Annotated in this window: 15 protein-coding genes; 11 read left to right on the forward strand and 4 right to left on the reverse strand. The window is 53.2% G+C overall.

What is annotated here, in order from left to right; all coding sequences use genetic code 11:
- Positions 1-172 precede the first annotated feature (172 nt).
- The 7 genes from srlA to gutQ all read left to right on the forward strand — a co-directional run bounded on the left by srlA (position 173) and on the right by gutQ (position 5,135).
- Positions 173-736, forward strand: a complete 564-nt coding sequence (gene srlA, locus OH663_RS00655; protein WP_045446627.1) for a PTS glucitol/sorbitol transporter subunit IIC — start codon at positions 173-175, stop codon at positions 734-736.
- Positions 733-1,704 (forward strand): PTS glucitol/sorbitol transporter subunit IIB, encoded by a 972-nt coding sequence (gene srlE / locus OH663_RS00660; protein ID WP_045446629.1) that lies wholly within the window; start codon positions 733-735, stop codon positions 1,702-1,704. Before srlA ends, srlE begins: the two co-directional genes overlap by 4 nt.
- 12 nt (positions 1,705-1,716) lie before the next feature.
- On the forward strand, positions 1,717-2,079 hold the full coding sequence (srlB, locus tag OH663_RS00665; RefSeq protein WP_045446632.1) for a PTS glucitol/sorbitol transporter subunit IIA: 363 nt from the start codon (positions 1,717-1,719) through the stop codon (positions 2,077-2,079).
- Between the two features lie 17 nt (positions 2,080-2,096).
- A complete protein-coding gene (gene srlD, locus OH663_RS00670) occupies positions 2,097-2,876 on the forward strand; it encodes a sorbitol-6-phosphate dehydrogenase (protein ID WP_200012360.1) in 780 nt (259 codons plus the stop codon).
- Positions 2,877-2,977: 101 nt separating this feature from the next.
- The gene (gene gutM, locus OH663_RS00675; protein ID WP_200012363.1) at positions 2,978-3,337 is read left to right on the forward strand and encodes a transcriptional regulator GutM; all 360 of its coding nucleotides are present in this window, start codon (positions 2,978-2,980) and stop codon (positions 3,335-3,337) included.
- A 66-nt stretch (positions 3,338-3,403) separates the two neighbouring features.
- Positions 3,404-4,177 carry a glucitol operon DNA-binding transcriptional repressor SrlR gene (gene srlR, locus OH663_RS00680; protein ID WP_045449764.1) on the forward strand — a complete coding sequence of 258 codons (774 nt, stop codon included), beginning with the start codon at positions 3,404-3,406 and terminating at the stop codon, positions 4,175-4,177.
- A complete protein-coding gene (gene gutQ / locus OH663_RS00685; RefSeq protein ID WP_045446641.1) occupies positions 4,170-5,135 on the forward strand; it encodes an arabinose-5-phosphate isomerase GutQ in 966 nt (321 codons plus the stop codon). Before srlR ends, gutQ begins: the two co-directional genes overlap by 8 nt.
- Here gutQ and norR read toward each other — a convergent pair.
- Complete coding sequence (norR, locus tag OH663_RS00690; protein ID WP_048220695.1) at positions 5,132-6,649, reverse strand: nitric oxide reductase transcriptional regulator NorR; 1,518 nt, start codon at positions 6,647-6,649, stop codon at positions 5,132-5,134. The genes gutQ and norR overlap by 4 nt on opposite strands.
- A gap of 186 nt (positions 6,650-6,835) precedes the next feature.
- On the opposite strand from norR, the gene norV reads away from it, so the two are divergent.
- Positions 6,836-8,284, forward strand: a complete 1,449-nt coding sequence (norV, locus tag OH663_RS00695) for an anaerobic nitric oxide reductase flavorubredoxin (RefSeq protein WP_200012366.1) — start codon at positions 6,836-6,838, stop codon at positions 8,282-8,284.
- Complete coding sequence (norW, locus tag OH663_RS00700; protein WP_200012369.1) at positions 8,281-9,414, forward strand: NADH:flavorubredoxin reductase NorW; 1,134 nt, start codon at positions 8,281-8,283, stop codon at positions 9,412-9,414. Before norV ends, norW begins: the two co-directional genes overlap by 4 nt.
- Positions 9,415-9,525: 111 nt before the next feature.
- Here the strand turns inward: norW and hypF are convergent, their stop codons facing one another.
- The 3 genes from hypF to OH663_RS00715 form a co-directional block, all read right to left on the reverse strand.
- The gene (hypF, locus tag OH663_RS00705) at positions 9,526-11,766 is read right to left on the reverse strand and encodes a carbamoyltransferase HypF (RefSeq protein ID WP_200012373.1); all 2,241 of its coding nucleotides are present in this window, start codon (positions 11,764-11,766) and stop codon (positions 9,526-9,528) included.
- A 102-nt stretch (positions 11,767-11,868) separates the two neighbouring features.
- Complete coding sequence (gene hydN / locus OH663_RS00710) at positions 11,869-12,414, reverse strand: electron transport protein HydN (RefSeq protein ID WP_003037366.1); 546 nt, start codon at positions 12,412-12,414, stop codon at positions 11,869-11,871.
- A gap of 145 nt (positions 12,415-12,559) precedes the next feature.
- On the reverse strand, positions 12,560-13,573 hold the full coding sequence (locus OH663_RS00715) for a LacI family DNA-binding transcriptional regulator (RefSeq protein ID WP_045446651.1): 1,014 nt from the start codon (positions 13,571-13,573) through the stop codon (positions 12,560-12,562).
- Positions 13,574-13,836: 263 nt separating this feature from the next.
- Here OH663_RS00715 and ascF point away from each other — a divergent pair, with 263 nt between their 5' ends.
- Positions 13,837-15,291, forward strand: coding sequence for a PTS cellobiose/arbutin/salicin transporter subunit IIBC (gene ascF, locus OH663_RS00720; RefSeq protein ID WP_200012377.1), 1,455 nt, complete (start codon positions 13,837-13,839; stop codon positions 15,289-15,291).
- A 22-nt stretch (positions 15,292-15,313) separates the two neighbouring features.
- A complete protein-coding gene (locus tag OH663_RS00725) occupies positions 15,314-16,738 on the forward strand; it encodes a 6-phospho-beta-glucosidase (protein ID WP_200012380.1) in 1,425 nt (474 codons plus the stop codon).
- Positions 16,739-16,748 lie beyond the last annotated feature (10 nt).

Consider the following 16,748-nt stretch of genomic DNA (forward strand, 5'->3'; position numbering starts at 1 on the left):
TCCTCACAGAATAAATACCATTCCCACTCATCTCATCAATCCCCTTCCTACAAACTTTCAAAATAAAATATTTATCTTTCATTTTGCGATCAAAATAACACTTTAAATTCTTTCATTGTGATTAAAATGAATCACCTTTTGGAAAGGTAACTAACCCCTACAGGAGAGAATAATGATCGAAACCATCACCCTGGGCGCAGAGTGGTTCATTGGGCTGTTCCAGAAAGGCGGAGAAGTATTCACCAGTATGGTGACCGGTATTCTTCCGCTCTTGATTAGTCTACTGGTCATCATGAACGCGCTGATTAACTTCATTGGCCAGCAGCGCATTGAGCGATTTGCTCAGCGCTGTGCCGGAAATCCGTTATCCCGCTATCTGCTGCTACCTTGCATCGGTACTTTTGTATTTTGTAACCCCATGACCCTGAGCCTGGGTCGTTTTATGCCTGAAAGATACAAACCCAGCTACTACGCTGCAGCTTCTTATAGCTGCCACTCAATGAACGGATTATTCCCTCATATCAACCCCGGTGAGCTGTTTGTCTATCTGGGCATTGCCAGCGGCCTGACGACGCTTGGTCTCCCCCTCGGCCCGCTCGCGGTGAGCTATTTGCTGGTCGGTCTGGTCACGAACTTTTTCCGCGGCTGGGTAACCGACCTCACCACCTCCATCTTTGAGAAAAAAATGGGCATCCAACTTGAACAGAAAGTCCGTCTGTCTGGAGCGACATCATGATGCGTATTCGTATTGAAAAAGGCACTGGCGGTTGGGGTGGCCCACTCGAACTGGAGGCGACGCCTGGGAAGAAAATTGTCTATATCACTGCCGGAACACGCCCCGCGATTGTCGACAAATTGGCACAGTTAACCGGCTGGCAGGCGGTAGATGGGTTTAAAGAAGGCGAGCCACCTGAAGAGGAAATTGGTGCTGCGATCATTGACTGCGGCGGCACACTGCGCTGCGGGATCTATCCGAAGCGGCGCATACCAACGCTGAACATTCATGCCACGGGTAAATCCGGTCCGCTGGCCCAGTACATTGTCGAAGATATCTATGTCTCTGGCGTAAAAGAAGAAAACATTACCGTTGTCGGTGAAACATCTGCCGCACCTCAGTCCACAAACACCACTGCGGGCCGCGATTACGACACCAGCAAAAAGATTACCGAGCAGAGCGATGGCCTGCTGGCGAAAGTGGGTATGGGAATGGGATCCGCCGTAGCAGTGCTGTTCCAGTCCGGACGAGACACGATTGATACCGTGTTGAAAACCATTCTGCCCTTTATGGCATTCGTCTCGGCGCTGATCGGCATCATCATGGCTTCCGGTCTGGGCGACTGGATAGCTCACGGCCTCGCACCGCTGGCCAGCCATCCGTTAGGGCTGGTAACGCTGGCGCTGATCTGTTCTTTCCCACTGTTGTCCCCTTTCCTCGGCCCTGGCGCCGTAATCGCCCAGGTTATCGGAGTACTGATAGGTGTACAGATTGGTCTGGGTAACATCCCGCCGCATCTGGCACTGCCTGCCTTATTCGCAATTAACGCCCAGGCGGCCTGCGACTTTATCCCGGTGGGTTTATCGCTGGCGGAAGCCCGTCAGGATACCGTGCGCGTTGGCGTACCATCGGTGCTGGTGAGCCGCTTCCTGACCGGCGCACCAACCGTTCTCATTGCCTGGTTTGTTTCCGGCTTTATTTACCAATAAGAGGTTCCGAAGATGACCGTGATTTATCAGACCACCATCACCCGTATTGGCCAGAGCGCGCCGGATGCACTTTGCGATCAAATGCTGATTACCTTTCGTGAAGGCGCACCTGCGGATATCGAAGAATTTTGCTTCATTCATTGCCATGGAGAGCTGAACGGCTCTCTGCAAGCCGGCGTCCAGTTCGAGCTGGGACAGCATCACTATCCGGTCACGGCCGTTGGCAGCGTTGCGGAACAAAACTTACGTGAGCTGGGGCATATCACCCTGCGTTTTGACGGACTGAGTGAAGCGGAATTCCCCGGCACTGTACACGTTGCGGGACCAGTACCAGACGGTATCGCACCGGGCTGTATTTTGAAGTTTGTTGCTTAAGATTGAAGGAGATAAAAATGAATCAAGTTGCCGTTGTCATTGGTGGAGGCCAGACTCTGGGTGCATTCCTTTGCCGTGGGCTTGCTACAGAAGGATACCGCGTTGCGGTGGTGGATATTCAAAGCGATAAAGCAGCGAATGTGGCACAGGAGATTAATGCGGAGCTTGGTGAGGGTACCGCTTACGGCTTTGGTGCCGACGCCACCAGCGAACAGAGCGTACTGGCGTTATCACGCGGAGTGGATGAAATATTCGGCCGCGCTGATCTGCTGGTTTACAGCGCGGGCATCGCCAAAGCAGCGTTCATCAGTGACTTTGAGCTTGGAGATTTTGATCGCTCTTTACAGGTGAACCTGGTCGGTTACTTCCTTTGTGCACGTGAATTCTCACGTCTGATGATCCGTGACGGCATTCAGGGCCGCATTATCCAGATCAACTCAAAATCAGGCAAAGTAGGCAGTAAACACAACTCCGGTTACAGCGCCGCTAAATTTGGCGGCGTGGGTTTAACCCAGTCGCTGGCGCTGGATCTGGCGGAATATGGTATTACCGTACATTCACTGATGCTTGGTAACTTGTTGAAATCACCGATGTTCCAGTCTTTATTACCGCAATATGCGACCAAACTCGGCCTCAAGCCGGATGAAGTGGAGCAGTATTACATTGATAAGGTTCCCCTCAAGCGCGGCTGCGATTATCAGGATGTGCTGAATATGCTGCTGTTTTATGCCAGCCCGAAAGCGTCTTACTGCACCGGGCAGTCCATTAATGTGACCGGTGGCCAGGTGATGTTTTAATGTTGAATTGCCGGATGGCGGTTCCACCTTATCCGGCCTACGCCCTCCCTGTAGGCCGGGTAAGCCCAGCGACTCCCGGCACATAAGCAAGGAGCAATAACATGGTTTCTGCACTGATAACTGTCGCCGCCATCGCCTGGTGCCTGCAGCTGGTGCTAGGGGGTTGGCAAATATCCCGCTTTAATCGCGCGTTCGATAAGCTCTGTCAGCAGGGACGAGTCGGCGTAGGTCGTTCCGGCGGGCGCTTTAAACCGCGTGTAGTTGTCGCCATTGCGCTGGATGAGCAACAACGGGTAACCGATACTTTATTTATGAAAGGACTTACCGTATTCGCTAAGCCAATAAAAATTGCCACGATAATGGGTAAACATCTTGATGAATTACAGCCTGATGTGATCTTTCCCCATGATCCGCTCTCGCAGAATGCACTATCATTGGCGCTTAAACTGAAACATGGATAATTTCGTTGTGAATGCTAATAGCTTGCGAAATTATCATTTCGCAACCTATACAGGGTGATCATGCCTATGAAACCTCGTCAGCGTCAGGCTGCAATACTGGAGCATCTGCAAAAACAGGGGAAATGCTCGGTTGAAGAACTGGCACAATACTTTGACACTACCGGCACGACCATTCGCAAAGACCTGGTCATTCTGGAAAATGCCGGAACCGTCATTCGTACCTATGGCGGTGTAGTATTAAACAAAGACGAATCCGACCCGCCTATCGATCACAAAACGCTAATCAACACGCATAAGAAAGAGCAAATTGCCGAAGCCGCCGTACGATATATTCACGATGGCGACTCTATCATTCTTGATGCAGGCAGCACCGTTTTACAGATGGTGCCAATGCTCACCCGCTTTAGCAATATCACCGTCATGACCAACAGTCTGCACATTGTTAACGCCCTTTCGGAGCTGGACAATGAGCAAACCATCCTGATGCCAGGCGGTACGTTTCGCAAAAAATCTGCGTCATTTCACGGTCAGTTGGCAGAAAACGCCTTTGAGCAGTTCAGCTTTGATAAACTCTTCATGGGTACCGATGGCATTGACCTTAATGCCGGAGTGACCACCTTTAATGAGGTCTACACCGTCAGTAAAGCGATGTGCAATGCCGCTCGCGAAGTGATTCTGATGGCGGACTCATCAAAATTCGGGCGTAAAAGCCCCAATGTTGTGTGCAGTCTGGAAAGCGTCGACAAGCTGATTACCGATGCAGGCATCGATCCTGTATTTCGTCAGGCGCTGGAAGCAAAAGGGATTGAAGTGATCATAACCGGAGAAACCAATGAGTGATGCACTACTGAACGCGGGCCGCCAGACGTTAATGCTGGAACTACAGGAAGCCAGCCGACTGCCAGAACGTCTGGGCGATGATTTTGTCCGCGCCGCCAATACCATTATCCACTGCGAAGGCAAAGTCATTGTTTCCGGTATTGGCAAGTCTGGTCATATTGGCAAAAAAATCGCGGCGACTCTCGCCAGCACCGGCACCCCGGCCTTTTTTGTGCATCCTGCGGAAGCGCTGCACGGCGACTTAGGGATGATTGAAAGTCGCGATGTGATGCTGTTCATCTCTTACTCCGGTGGTGCAAAAGAGTTGGATCTCATTATTCCGCGCCTGGAGGACAAATCCGTCGCCCTGCTGGCGATGACAGGAAAACCGACCTCACCGTTGGGCCTGGCGGCAAAAGCCGTACTGGATATTTCGGTGGAGCGCGAAGCCTGCCCGATGCGCCTGGCGCCGACATCCAGCACCGTCAACACCCTGATGATGGGCGATGCGCTGGCAATTGCCGTGATGCAGGCGCGTGGTTTTAACGAAGAAGATTTTGCCCGTTCCCATCCGGCCGGTGCGTTGGGTGCACGTTTGTTAAATAAGGTGCACCACCTGATGCGTCGCGACGATGCCGTACCACAGGTCACGCTCACCACCAGCGTCATGGATGCCATGCTGGAACTGAGCCGTACCGGTCTGGGCCTGGTGGCGGTCTGCGACGAACAAGCGTTAGTGAAAGGCGTATTTACCGACGGTGACCTGCGCCGCTGGCTGGTCGGTGGCGGCGCGCTCACTACTCAGGTTAGCGAAGCGATGACCCCCAATGGCATTACGCTGCAGGCGCAAAGCCGCGCAATTGATGCCAAAGAGATCCTGATGAAGCGCAAAATTACCGCCGCACCGGTGGTGGACGAAAACGGCAAACTCACCGGCGCTATCAACCTGCAGGATTTCTACCAGGCAGGAATTATCTAATCCTTCAGTCCCAGACGTTTCGCCAACCGGTGCAGGTTGGCGACGTCGGTTTCCAGCGCTCGCGCGCTTGCCGCCCAGCTGTGGTTATTCTGCGCCAGTGCCCGGCGGATCATCTCCCGCTGAAATGATTCTGTTGCCTCACGCAGGTTATGAGCCTGCGGCATCTCTGCGATGACTTCGGCCTGCGGCGAATGAACATCTTCCTGTAAAGCAAAATGCTGTGCTTCCAGTACCACTTCATCCCCTGCCCTTGTCGCCCTTGCCAGCACCACTGCACGATGAATAGCATGCTCGAGTTCACGGACGTTTCCGGGCCAGCCGTAGTTCAGCAGATGAGTTCGTGCCCCAGGGCTGAGCACCACACGAGAAAGCCCCAGTCTTAGCCGACACTGTTCGCAAAAATACCCTGCCAGCAACACGACATCGTCACCGCGCTCACGCAGCGGCGGTACGGAAAGCGGGAAGACGCTCAGGCGATGGAACAAATCGGCACGGAAATTTCCGGCCAGCACTTCTTCACGTAAATCACGGTTAGTGGCCGCCAGCACACGGACATCCACACGCAGACTGCGATCGTCCCCGACGCGTTGAATATCCCCATACTGCAACACGCGCAGCAGCTTGGCCTGTAGCGCCAGTGACAGCTCGCCAATCTCATCCAGAAACAGCGTGCCGTTGTCTGCCATTTCAAACTTGCCGCTACGATTGCTGATGGCTCCGGTAAATGCCCCCTTCACGTGACCAAACAGCTCGCTTTCCGCCACACTTTCCGGCAACGCGGCACAGTTCAGATACACCAGCGGATTCACCGCTCGCGGTGAGCCTTCATGGATGGCTTTCGCCACCAGCTCTTTGCCTGTCCCTGTTTCACCGCTGATAAGCACGTTGAGATCAGAGCCTGCCACAATCTCAATTTCTTTTTTCAACTGCATCATATTGGGCGACAGACCAATCATCTGCGTTTCAGTGACCTGCTCAAAGGCAGTCGACGAACCCGGCAGCATATTCTGGCTTTCCAGTTGTTCAATCAACAATGCATTGCTCAGCGCGCCCGCCGCCAGAGCGGCAATCAGGCGTAGTTCTTCATCGCTGAACACATCGAACTGGTCAGGTTCCATACCATCAAGCGTCAGCGCGCCTATCAGATTTTGTCCGGCAAACAGCGGCAACCCGATGCAGGCATGAACCTTCAGGCTTTCCTGACCCGGAATCAGCCCGTCGTATGGGTCGGGTAAATCGCTGTCGGCAGGAAAGCGCACGACATCGCCTGCACGGGCGATCGCTTCCAGGCGCGGATGGCCCTCCAGCGTAAAACGCCTGCCGAGGACATCCTGTGCCAGCCCGTCAATTGCCAGGGGAATGAACTGTCGGGACTCGTAGCGCAGCAGCGCCGAAGCATCACACTCCAACACCTGGCGCAGGGTGGTAATCAGACGTTGAAAACGATCCTGATGCCCAATACCGCTTTGTAATTCAATGGCGATGCCCGCCAGGACATCAACTGAAAAGCTCATGACTACCTCATTGTCATTTTGACAATTCATATTGTCATATTGACAATAAATTAAATAGTCATTTTGACTACCATTTTTGGGGTATGAAAATTAAAACTTTATAAATCAAATAAATAAAAAACTGGCACGCAATCTGCAATAAGCAAAACATCTTTTTTGAAAAACGCTGAATTAATTGAGGTTGCTATGTCTATTCTGGTTAAAAATAACATTCATTGGGTTGGCCAACGTGACTGGGAAGTTCGTGATTTCCACGGAACCGAATACAAAACGCTGCGCGGCAGCAGCTACAACAGCTATCTCATCCGTGAAGAAAAAAATGTCCTGATCGATACAGTAGACCACAAGTTTAGCCGTGAATTCGTGCAAAATCTGCGCAGTGAAATTGACCTGGCGGATATTGACTACATCATCATTAACCATGCAGAAGAAGATCATGCCGGTGCGCTGACCGAACTGATGTCCTGCATTCCGGATACCCCGATTTACTGTACCAATAACGCCATTGATTCCATTACCGGACATCATCATCACCCGGAATGGAACTTCAACGTGGTTAAAACCGGCGACTCACTGGATATTGGTAACGGTAAGCAGTTGATCTTCGTAGAAACCCCGATGCTGCACTGGCCTGACAGCATGATGACCTACATGACCGGCGACGCCGTCCTGTTCAGTAACGACGCCTTCGGTCAGCATTACTGTGACGAACGTCTGTTTAACGACGAAGTGGACCAGACTGAACTGTTCGAACAGTGCCAACGCTACTATGCCAACATCCTGACGCCATTCAGCCGTCTGGTGACACCGAAAATCACCGAGATCCTCGGCTTTAATTTGCCGGTCGATATGATTGCCACCTCTCACGGTGTGGTATGGCGTGACAACCCAACACAGATCGTTGAACTGTATCTGAAATGGGCGGCAGATTATCAGGAAGATCGCATCACGATTTTCTACGACACCATGTCCAACAACACTCGCATGATGGCAGATGCTATTGCGCAAGGGATCAACGAAGTTGACCCAAATGTGGCGGTCAAAATCTTTAACGTCGCCCGTAGCGATAAGAACGAAATCCTGACCAACGTCTTCCGCTCCAAAGGCGTGCTGGTCGGTACATCTACCATGAACAACGTGATGATGCCGAAAATCGCGGGTCTGGTTGAAGAGATGACAGGTCTGCGTTTTCGTAACAAACGCGCCAGCGCCTTTGGTTCACACGGCTGGAGCGGCGGCGCGGTAGACCGTCTGTCTACCCGTCTGCAGGACGCTGGTTTCGAAATGTCTCTGAGCCTGAAAGCGAAATGGCGTCCGGACCTGGATGCGCTGGAGCTGTGCCGTCAGCACGGTCGTGAAATTGCACGTCAGTGGGCGCTTGCTCCGCTGCCGGAAACCAATGTGAAAGCAACAACTAAAGAAGAAGAGTGCGCCTGTGCCGCCGCCGCTGCCGCCGATCTCGGACCTTGCATGCAGTGCAGCGTCTGCCAGTGGATCTACGATCCCGCTAAAGGCGAACCTTTACAGGATGTCGCGCCGGGTACTCCGTGGAGCGACGTGCCGGATAACTTCCTGTGCCCGGAATGTTCATTAGGTAAAGATGTCTTCGACGTACTGGCAACGGAGGCAAAATGAGCCACGGAATTGTCATCATTGGTTCGGGCTTCGCCGCCCGCCAGTTAGTCAAAAATATCCGTAAACAGGATGCTACAGTCCCGCTGACGCTGATTGCCGCTGACAGCATGGACGAGTACAACAAACCCGATCTCAGCCACGTTATCAGCCAGGCACAACGTGCCGATGACCTCACCCGCCAGTCGGCGGGGGAGTTCGCCGAACAGTTTACATTACGCTTATTCCCGCACACCTGGGTTACCGATATTGATGCCGACGCCCACGTAGTGAAAAGCCAGGACAAACAGTGGCAGTATGACAAACTGGTGCTGGCAACCGGGGCGTCAGCCTTTGTACCTCCGGTTACCGGACGTGAGTTAATGCTTACTCTTAACAGCCAACAGGAGTATCGCGCCTGTGAAACACAACTTCGTGACGCCCGGCGTGTTCTGATTGTCGGCGGTGGCTTAATTGGCAGCGAACTGGCAATGGATTTCTGTCGCGCCGGTAAAGCGGTGACGCTTATCGATAACGCCGCCAGTATTCTGGCTTCGTTAATGCCGCCGGAAGTGAGCAGCCGCTTGCAGCATCGCCTGACCGACATGGGTGTGCATTTGCTGCTGAAATCGCAATTAATGGAGCTGGAGAAAACCAGCACCGGTATTCGCGCCACGCTCGATCGTCACCGTAGCGTAGAAGTTGATGCGGTGATTGCGGCAACAGGTTTACGTCCTGAAACGGCGCTGGCGCGACGTGCTGGATTAACCATCAACCGTGGTGTTTGCGTCGACAGCTACCTGCAAACCAGTCATCCGGATATTTACGCCCTTGGCGACTGTGCGGAAATCAATGGTCAGGTGTTGCCGTTCCTGCAACCCATTCAGCTTAGCGCGATGTATCTGGCGAAAAATCTGCTCGGCGGCAACGCCCCGCTGAAACTGCCAGCCATGCTGGTAAAAATCAAAACGCCGGAGCTGCCATTACATCTGGCAGGGGAAACCCAGCGCCGGGATCTGAACTGGCACATTGCAGCGGAAGCACAAGGTATGGTCGCCAGAGGAACGAACAGCGAAGGCCAGTTATGCGCCTTCGTGGTCAGTGAGGACAGAATGAAGGAGGCTTTCGCTCTGTTGAAAACGCTGCCCGTGTAAACAATGTAGTGCCATCGCTTGATTTATTAACCTCACGCACACGGATGTGCGCTGCCACTTGTCGGTATGCCCCGACCTGTTTTTCTTGCCCCGCCAGTCCCGGGGCTTTTTTTATTTTTGTGTAAGCACCCGCGCCGCAGCAATTACGCCTTGTCCCAGCGATAATCCCCCATCTCCTGCCGGTAAACGCTGCGGAAACAGTAACGTAAAATCGGCCAGATAAAATGCCAGCCGCGACGACAGTAATCGGTTATGCATCACACCACCGCTGAATGCCAGCGTATTAATACCGCGAGATACCGCCTGCTCGCGCATCAGCGTGGCAAACCCACGCGCCAGTGCATCATGGAAGGCCCAGGCGCGTTCCGGCGCTGTCGCCTGCCAGTTCAGCCACTGCTGCCAAAAAACAGCCAAATCGAGTTGATTAGCACTTACTGGAATCTTCACCGGATGCTCAACGCCCGCGCATTGTGAGGCCAGCGCCTCCAGCGTACAGGCGGCCTCACCTTCATAACTCAGCGATTCCGGCGCGCAATGGAGCGCTGCCGCAACGGCATCAAACAACCGCCCGCATGATGACGCCAGCGGAGCATTAATTCCCCGCTCAATGGCACGTGCCAGCACGCTCCAGTTTTGTTGTTGCAGTAACGCCGTTTCCGGGTAACGTTGCCAGTCAGGAACAAAACGCAGACACTGCGCCAACAGATTACGCCACGGCTGTTTAGCCGCGAGATCGCCACCAACCAGCGCTACGGGAGGCAAACCGCCGAGGTGTTCGCACTCACGATAATTGACCCGCAGACACTCACCTCCCCACAACGCACCGTTTTCGCCCATACCGATACCATCCAGTGTCAGGGCAATAACATCCCCTCCATCCAGCGGCCAGCCGTGCTCGGCAAGACTTGCAGCGGCGTGAGCATGATGATGCAGTACCGTTTCGGTTGGCAGGTTCATCTCACTGCCCCACTGGCTGGAAACGTAGCCAGGGTGCGCATCGCAGACGATACGCTGTGGCGTGAAATCATAAATGTTCTGGATCAGGTGCAGCGCATCACGCCACTGGTTTTGAATGCCATCATCGCTGAGATCTCCCAGATGCTGGCTGATAACCGCCTGTTCGCCTCGCACCAGGCAGAAGGTATTTTTCAGATCAGCGCCTAAGCACAGTATGGGTGGCACATCGCGAAAACCTGGCGGTAGCGCCACAGCATCCGGTACGTAACCCCTGGAACGGCGCAGCATTTCCCCGCTATCACGCACGACGGAATCATCCATACGCTGGACGATTTCACGGTTATGCAGCAGAAAACCATCGGCAATCTCGCGCAAATCTTCCAGCGCTTGCGCATTGGTAATCGCAGGTGGTCTGCCGCTGAGGTTGCCGGAGGTCATCACCAGCGGGCCATTCATTTCCTGTAAAAGCAAATGCTGTAGCGGGTTGGCTGGCAGCATAACGCCGACTTCCATCAGCCCTGGCGCAATCCCCTCGCTCAGCGAAACCACATATTGCTTATTCACCAGCACTATTGGCGCTGCGGGGGTGGCCAGTAAACGACGCGCAGACTCTGGTAGTCCATCATCACCAGGCAGCATTACTGCCAGCGGTTTGGCCGGGCGGTGTTTGCGCGTCCTGAGCATCGCCACCGCCTTGTCGTTGCGCGCGTCGCAAACCAGATGGAATCCACCAATCCCTTTGACGGCCACAATGCCACCTGCTTTCAGCAGTGTCACTGCCGACTGCAACGCGTCTTCTTTTTCCGCCCGAAAGCCTGCGCTCAACCACTCAAGATGTGGACCGCACGCCGGACAGGCAACCGGCTGTGCATGGAAGCGGCGGTCATAGGGATCGCGGTATTCTTTATCGCACTGGAGACAAAGCGGAAATGACGCCATCACGGTAAATGGACGATCATATGGCATTGCACGAATAATCGTAAAACGCGGGCCGCAGTGGGTACAGTTGATAAAGGGGTAGCGATAGCGGCGTTCGCCGGGCGTATTCATTTCAACAAGACAGGCCGGACAAGTTGCGGCATCGGGCACGATTTGCGTATTCATCGTCCCGCCTGCGCTTTGACGTATCGAGAAATCAGCAGGCTGCTGCGGCCAGGCAAACGGCTCGCTCTCAACGCTGTCAATGCGAGCCAGCGGCGGGCAGTGTTGGTGCAGTTGGGCAATAAATACCGCCGGATCTTCCAGCATTCGCACCACCACACCATCACCGTCGTTACAGACGTCGCCATGCAATTCTAGCCGCTGCGCCAGTTGCCAGACAAAGGGACGAAATCCAACGCCCTGTACCTTACCGCGAATACGTAGCTGTACGCCGGAGTGGTGGTTTATTGTCATGATGAATTCCCGCGGTCATGTTTCCCTGAAATGCCCGTTTGCCGGATAAGCGAAACGCTATCCGGCAAAAATATCGCCTTATTTTACGCGGATTTTCGGGGATCAGAACAGCAAAGATGCGGTGGAATCCAGCGCCGCACGACGGCGTTTTTCTGCACTCAGTTGTTCAAGCTTATTGCGATCCACATAAATCAGGGCGTGAGTCGGGCAAACTTCCATACAGGCGGGGCCAGCTTCGCGATGGTGGCACAGGTCGCACTTGTTGGCTTCGGCTTTCTCTGCACGTACGTTCAGACCCGCGCCGCTGTTGCGAACAACGGGACGAACAACGACTTCCATTGCGCCGTAAGGACAGGCCACTACGCAAGTTTTGCAACCAATGCAGCGTTCCTGCATTACGTGGACAAAACCTTTATCGCGGCTGATTGCACCGTTCGGGCAGACGTTAGCGCACGGCGCATCTTCACACTGACGGCACAGCGTCGCAGTGGAGACGTTAACGCCTTTGATCACGTGAATACGCGGTAAAAAGGTTTCAGGGGTCAGCGATGCGCAGTCCTGGTTATCCTGATGGGATACCACGCAGGCCACTTCACAGGTACGGCAACCAATGCATTTATTGGCGTCTGCAATGATGAAACGGTTCATCAATTTCTCCAGCAATGACAGAATATCAGCCGAAGCATTCACAAATCGTGCCAGATTTTAATGCATTGTTATAAAAGGATTTTTATTTCCCAGTACGTGAAGGATATGTGTCATCGTCACTAGTGACGATGACTAACGACAGCGATCAACGCAAAACTGACGGCGCAACAGAGTCGCGAGGAATCAGCTCACCGGTGAAGGTTTTCGGTGGCGCAAAGTCCCCGCCGTCCAGCATAAAGATGAGGCGTCCAATCGTCTCCTGGATCATCTCAGTTACCGGTATTTTGACACTGGAAAGAGCCGGGATCGTGTATGGCGCAAGAGCGATATCATCAAAGCCGATAACCGACACCTGCGCAGGAACGTTAACACCCTGCTCGTGTAGTTGCTTCATGGCACCGATTGCCATGTCATCATTACTGGCCACCAGCGCGGTAAAATTCACGTTGCGTGAAAGCAAAGTATCTACCCCTGCAGCACCGCAAGCTGGAGTCCATTTTCCTTTAACAATCAGATCATTATTTAAGGAAATACCATGATGCGCCAGTGCGTCTTTGTAGCCTGAAAGACGCTCCACGCCGGTGGGAGAATCCATTGAACCAGTAATAAAACCAATTTCCTTATGCCCGGCGGCGATAAGCTGCGTTACGGCATTAAAGCTGGTTTGCTTTTGATCGCACCAGACACAGTGGCTGCTGTTTTTGCGCAGTCGTCGGTTAAGCACCATAATCGGCTGCGAGTGCGCATCAATAATATCGTCAATTTCATCGACGCTGAGAAAACGTGGGTAGATCATAATCGCATCACAACGCAGGTCGAGCAGGTACTGAATCGCCTGACGCTCTTCTTCAGCACTGTGTTTACCATCGGCAAGCAAAAGCTGGCGTCCCCTGTCCTCTGCCATCCGTGCGGTGTGAAACAACAATTCGCTAAAATAAACGCCATGATACAGGGTGTTGGTCACCACCAGCCCCAGCGTCTGAGTACTTTTCGCCGCCAGGTTTCGCGCCAGCAAATTGGGGCGATAACCGCTTTCTTCAATGGCCTGAAACACGCGATCTTTGGTCTCCTGGCTGACGTAGCCGTTCCCTGAAAGCACCCGGGAAACCGTCGCTTTCGACACGCCGGCACGCTTCGCCACCTCCAGCATCGTGGTCATATTACTCATCCCTTATCACTCAATGTGACGCAGTGTACTGCACCGTTTGGCTACTGTCCCCGCTGCTCAACCGCAGTACCCCATATCTGGTGATCGTAATCACATTTATAATAACCGATCAAAATTAAATCTTGCTCATATTACAAAAAATAAACATGCTTTTATGAAACCGGTTTCCTAACACTGTTTCACCGACACAGAAATGAGACCAGAGTAAACGGCAAGACATAACGTACCCTACTGATAAAACAGGATTAAATTCGATGTCTAAGAATTATGCAGCGCTGGCGCGCTCCGTTGTGACGGCTCTGGGCGGCGTCGGGAATATCACCGCAGTGACGCACTGCATGACCCGATTACGTTTCGTTCTCAAAGATGACTCACTGGTCGACAGCGCCACACTGAAAACACTCCCTGGCGTACTCGGTGTGGTGCGTAACGACAATCAATGTCAGGTGATCATTGGTAACACCGTTTCGCAAGCGTACCGCGAAGTCGTCAACCTGCTGCCTGGTGATATGCAACCTGCCGAGTCGGAAGTAAAACCTAAGCTGAGCCTGAAGCGTATTGGCGCAGGGATCCTCGATGCGCTGATCGGTACCATGTCGCCGCTGATCCCGGCGATTATTGGTGGATCGATGCTGAAATTGCTGGCGATGATCCTTGAGATGACCGGCATTCTGGAAAAAGGCTCCTCAACGCTGACCATCCTGACGGTGATAGGTGACGGCGCATTCTTCTTCCTGCCGCTGATGGTCGCTGCCTCGGCAGCCATTAAATTCAAAACCAATATGTCGCTGGCCATCGCCATTGCGGGCGTACTGGTGCATCCAAGCTTTATCGAGCTGATGGCTAAGGCCGCACAGGGTGAACACGTTGAGTTTGCGCTGATCCCTGTCACTGCGGTGAAATATACGTATACGGTGATCCCGGCGCTGGTCATGACCTGGTGCCTGTCGTATATCGAGCGTTGGGTGGATCGCATCACTCCGGCGGTGACGAAAAACTTCCTTAAACCGATGCTGATCGTTCTGATCGCCGCCCCACTCGCCATCGTACTCATTGGCCCGATCGGGATCTGGATCGGCAGCGCGATTTCGGCTCTGGTTTACACCATTCACGGTTATCTGGGCTGGCTCTCAGTCGCCATTATGGGTGCGCTGTGGCCGTTGCTGGTAATGACCGGCATGCATCGCGTCTTTACACCAACCATTATTCAGACCATCGCCGAGACCGGTAAAGAAGGCATGGTCATGCCATCTGAAATCGGCGCCAACCTGTCGCTTGGCGGCTCATCTTTAGCTGTGGCATGGAAAACCAAAAACCCTGAGCTGCGCCAGACGGCGCTGGCGGCGGCAGCCTCCGCGATTATGGCGGGCATTTCCGAACCCGCGCTGTACGGTGTGGCAGTACGCCTGAAACGTCCACTGATTGCGAGTCTTATCAGTGGCTTTATCTGTGGAGCCGTTGCCGGAATGGCCGGGCTGGCAAGCCACTCGATGGCAGCACCAGGGCTATTCACCAGTGTACAGTTTTTCGATCCGGCCAATCCAATGACTATCGTCTGGGTATTTGGCGTAATGGCGCTGGCAGTTGTGCTGTCCTTTGTATTAACGCTACTTCTCGGCTTTGAGGATATTCCCGTCGAAGATGCAGCCGCACAGGCCAGAAAAAACCAGGCTGCGCAACCGGGCAATATCAATGGAGCCAGCATCTGACTGGCCATAACTGAGGTTTACTATGTCTGTTTTTCCGCAAGGATTTTTATGGGGCGGCGCACTGGCCGCCAACCAGTCTGAAGGGGCATATCGGGAAGGCGGCAAAGGGCTGACTACCGTGGATATGATCCCACACGGCGCGCACCGGATGCCCGTCAAACTGGGTCAGGAAAAGCGCTTTCAGCTGCGGGATGACGAGTTTTATCCCAGCCATGATGCGATAGATTTCTATCATCGTTATCAGGAAGATATCGCCCTGATGGCGGAAATGGGATTTACGGTTTTTCGCACCTCAATTGCATGGAGCCGCCTCTATCCGAATGGGGACGAACTCACGCCGAATGAAGAAGGTATCGCTTTTTATCGCGCGGTATTCGCTGAATGCAAAAAATACGGTATTGAACCATTAGTTACCCTGTGTCACTTCGATGTACCAATGCACCTGGTAACCGAGTACGGCTCCTGGCGTAACCGCAAAATGGTGGAGTTCTTTACCCGTTACGCCCGTACCTGCTTCGAAGCCTTCGACGGTCTGGTGAAATACTGGCTGACGTTTAATGAAATCAACATCATGTTACACAGCCCTTTCTCAGGCGCGGGACTGGTGTTTGAAGACGGTGAAAATCAGGATCAGGTGAAATATCAGTCCGCGCACCACGAACTGATTGCCAGTGCACTGGCAACCAAAATTGCTCATGAAATCAACCCGCACAACCAGGTTGGTTGCATGCTGGCTGGCGGAAATTTTTATCCTTATTCATGCAAACCGGAAGATGTGTGGACCGCGCTGGAAAAAGACCGCGAAAACCTGTTTTTCATTGATGTCCAGGCGCGCGGGGCTTATCCCGCTTATTCAGCCCGGGTGTTTCGTGAAAAAGGCGTAGTGATAGAGAAAGCCCCGGAAGATGACGAGATCCTGAAAAATACCGTCGATTTTGTCTCTTTCAGCTATTACGCATCACGTTGCGCTTCGGCGGAAATGAATGCCGGCAATACCAGCGCCGCCAACGTAGTGAAATCGCTACGCAATCCCTACATTGAGGCCAGCGAATGGGGCTGGGGCATAGACCCGCTGGGTCTGCGTATCACCATGAACATGATGTATGACCGCTACCAGAAACCGCTATTTCTGGTGGAGAACGGGCTTGGGGCAAAAGATGAGATGGATGCCAGTGGCAACATCAATGATGACTATCGCATAAGCTATTTACGCGAACATATTCGCGCCATGTCTGACGCTATTGAAGATGGCGTACCGCTAATGGGTTATACCACCTGGGGGTGTATCGATCTGGTCTCCGCCTCAACCGGCGAGATGAGCAAACGCTACGGTTTTGTCTATGTGGACCGGGATGATGCAGGTAACGGGACGCTCGCACGGACACGTAAGAAGTCATTCTGGTGGTACAAAAAGGTCATAGCCAGCAATGGGGCAGACCTGGAGTAATCTACCTGCC

The organism is Citrobacter sp. Marseille-Q5395 (assembly GCF_947057495.1).
GTDB classification, from domain to species: Bacteria; Pseudomonadota; Gammaproteobacteria; order Enterobacterales; family Enterobacteriaceae; genus Citrobacter; species Citrobacter murliniae.

What these genes read in the sequence shown, in the direction of transcription:
- srlA (WP_045446627.1), top strand. Translation starts at nt 173, where the DNA reads ATGATCGAAACCATCACCCTGGGCGCAGAGTGGTTCATTGGGCTGTTC.
- srlE (WP_045446629.1), top strand. Translation starts at nt 733, where the DNA reads ATGATGCGTATTCGTATTGAAAAAGGCACTGGCGGTTGGGGTGGCCCA.
- srlB (WP_045446632.1), top strand. Translation starts at nt 1,717, where the DNA reads ATGACCGTGATTTATCAGACCACCATCACCCGTATTGGCCAGAGCGCG.
- srlD (WP_200012360.1), top strand. Translation starts at nt 2,097, where the DNA reads ATGAATCAAGTTGCCGTTGTCATTGGTGGAGGCCAGACTCTGGGTGCA.
- gutM (WP_200012363.1), top strand. Translation starts at nt 2,978, where the DNA reads ATGGTTTCTGCACTGATAACTGTCGCCGCCATCGCCTGGTGCCTGCAG.
- srlR (WP_045449764.1), top strand. Translation starts at nt 3,404, where the DNA reads ATGAAACCTCGTCAGCGTCAGGCTGCAATACTGGAGCATCTGCAAAAA.
- gutQ (WP_045446641.1), top strand. Translation starts at nt 4,170, where the DNA reads ATGAGTGATGCACTACTGAACGCGGGCCGCCAGACGTTAATGCTGGAA.
- norR (WP_048220695.1), bottom strand. Translation starts at nt 6,649, where the DNA reads ATGAGCTTTTCAGTTGATGTCCTGGCGGGCATCGCCATTGAATTACAA.
- norV (WP_200012366.1), top strand. Translation starts at nt 6,836, where the DNA reads ATGTCTATTCTGGTTAAAAATAACATTCATTGGGTTGGCCAACGTGAC.
- norW (WP_200012369.1), top strand. Translation starts at nt 8,281, where the DNA reads ATGAGCCACGGAATTGTCATCATTGGTTCGGGCTTCGCCGCCCGCCAG.
- hypF (WP_200012373.1), bottom strand. Translation starts at nt 11,766, where the DNA reads ATGACAATAAACCACCACTCCGGCGTACAGCTACGTATTCGCGGTAAG.
- hydN (WP_003037366.1), bottom strand. Translation starts at nt 12,414, where the DNA reads ATGAACCGTTTCATCATTGCAGACGCCAATAAATGCATTGGTTGCCGT.
- OH663_RS00715 (WP_045446651.1), bottom strand. Translation starts at nt 13,573, where the DNA reads ATGACCACGATGCTGGAGGTGGCGAAGCGTGCCGGCGTGTCGAAAGCG.
- ascF (WP_200012377.1), top strand. Translation starts at nt 13,837, where the DNA reads ATGTCTAAGAATTATGCAGCGCTGGCGCGCTCCGTTGTGACGGCTCTG.
- OH663_RS00725 (WP_200012380.1), top strand. Translation starts at nt 15,314, where the DNA reads ATGTCTGTTTTTCCGCAAGGATTTTTATGGGGCGGCGCACTGGCCGCC.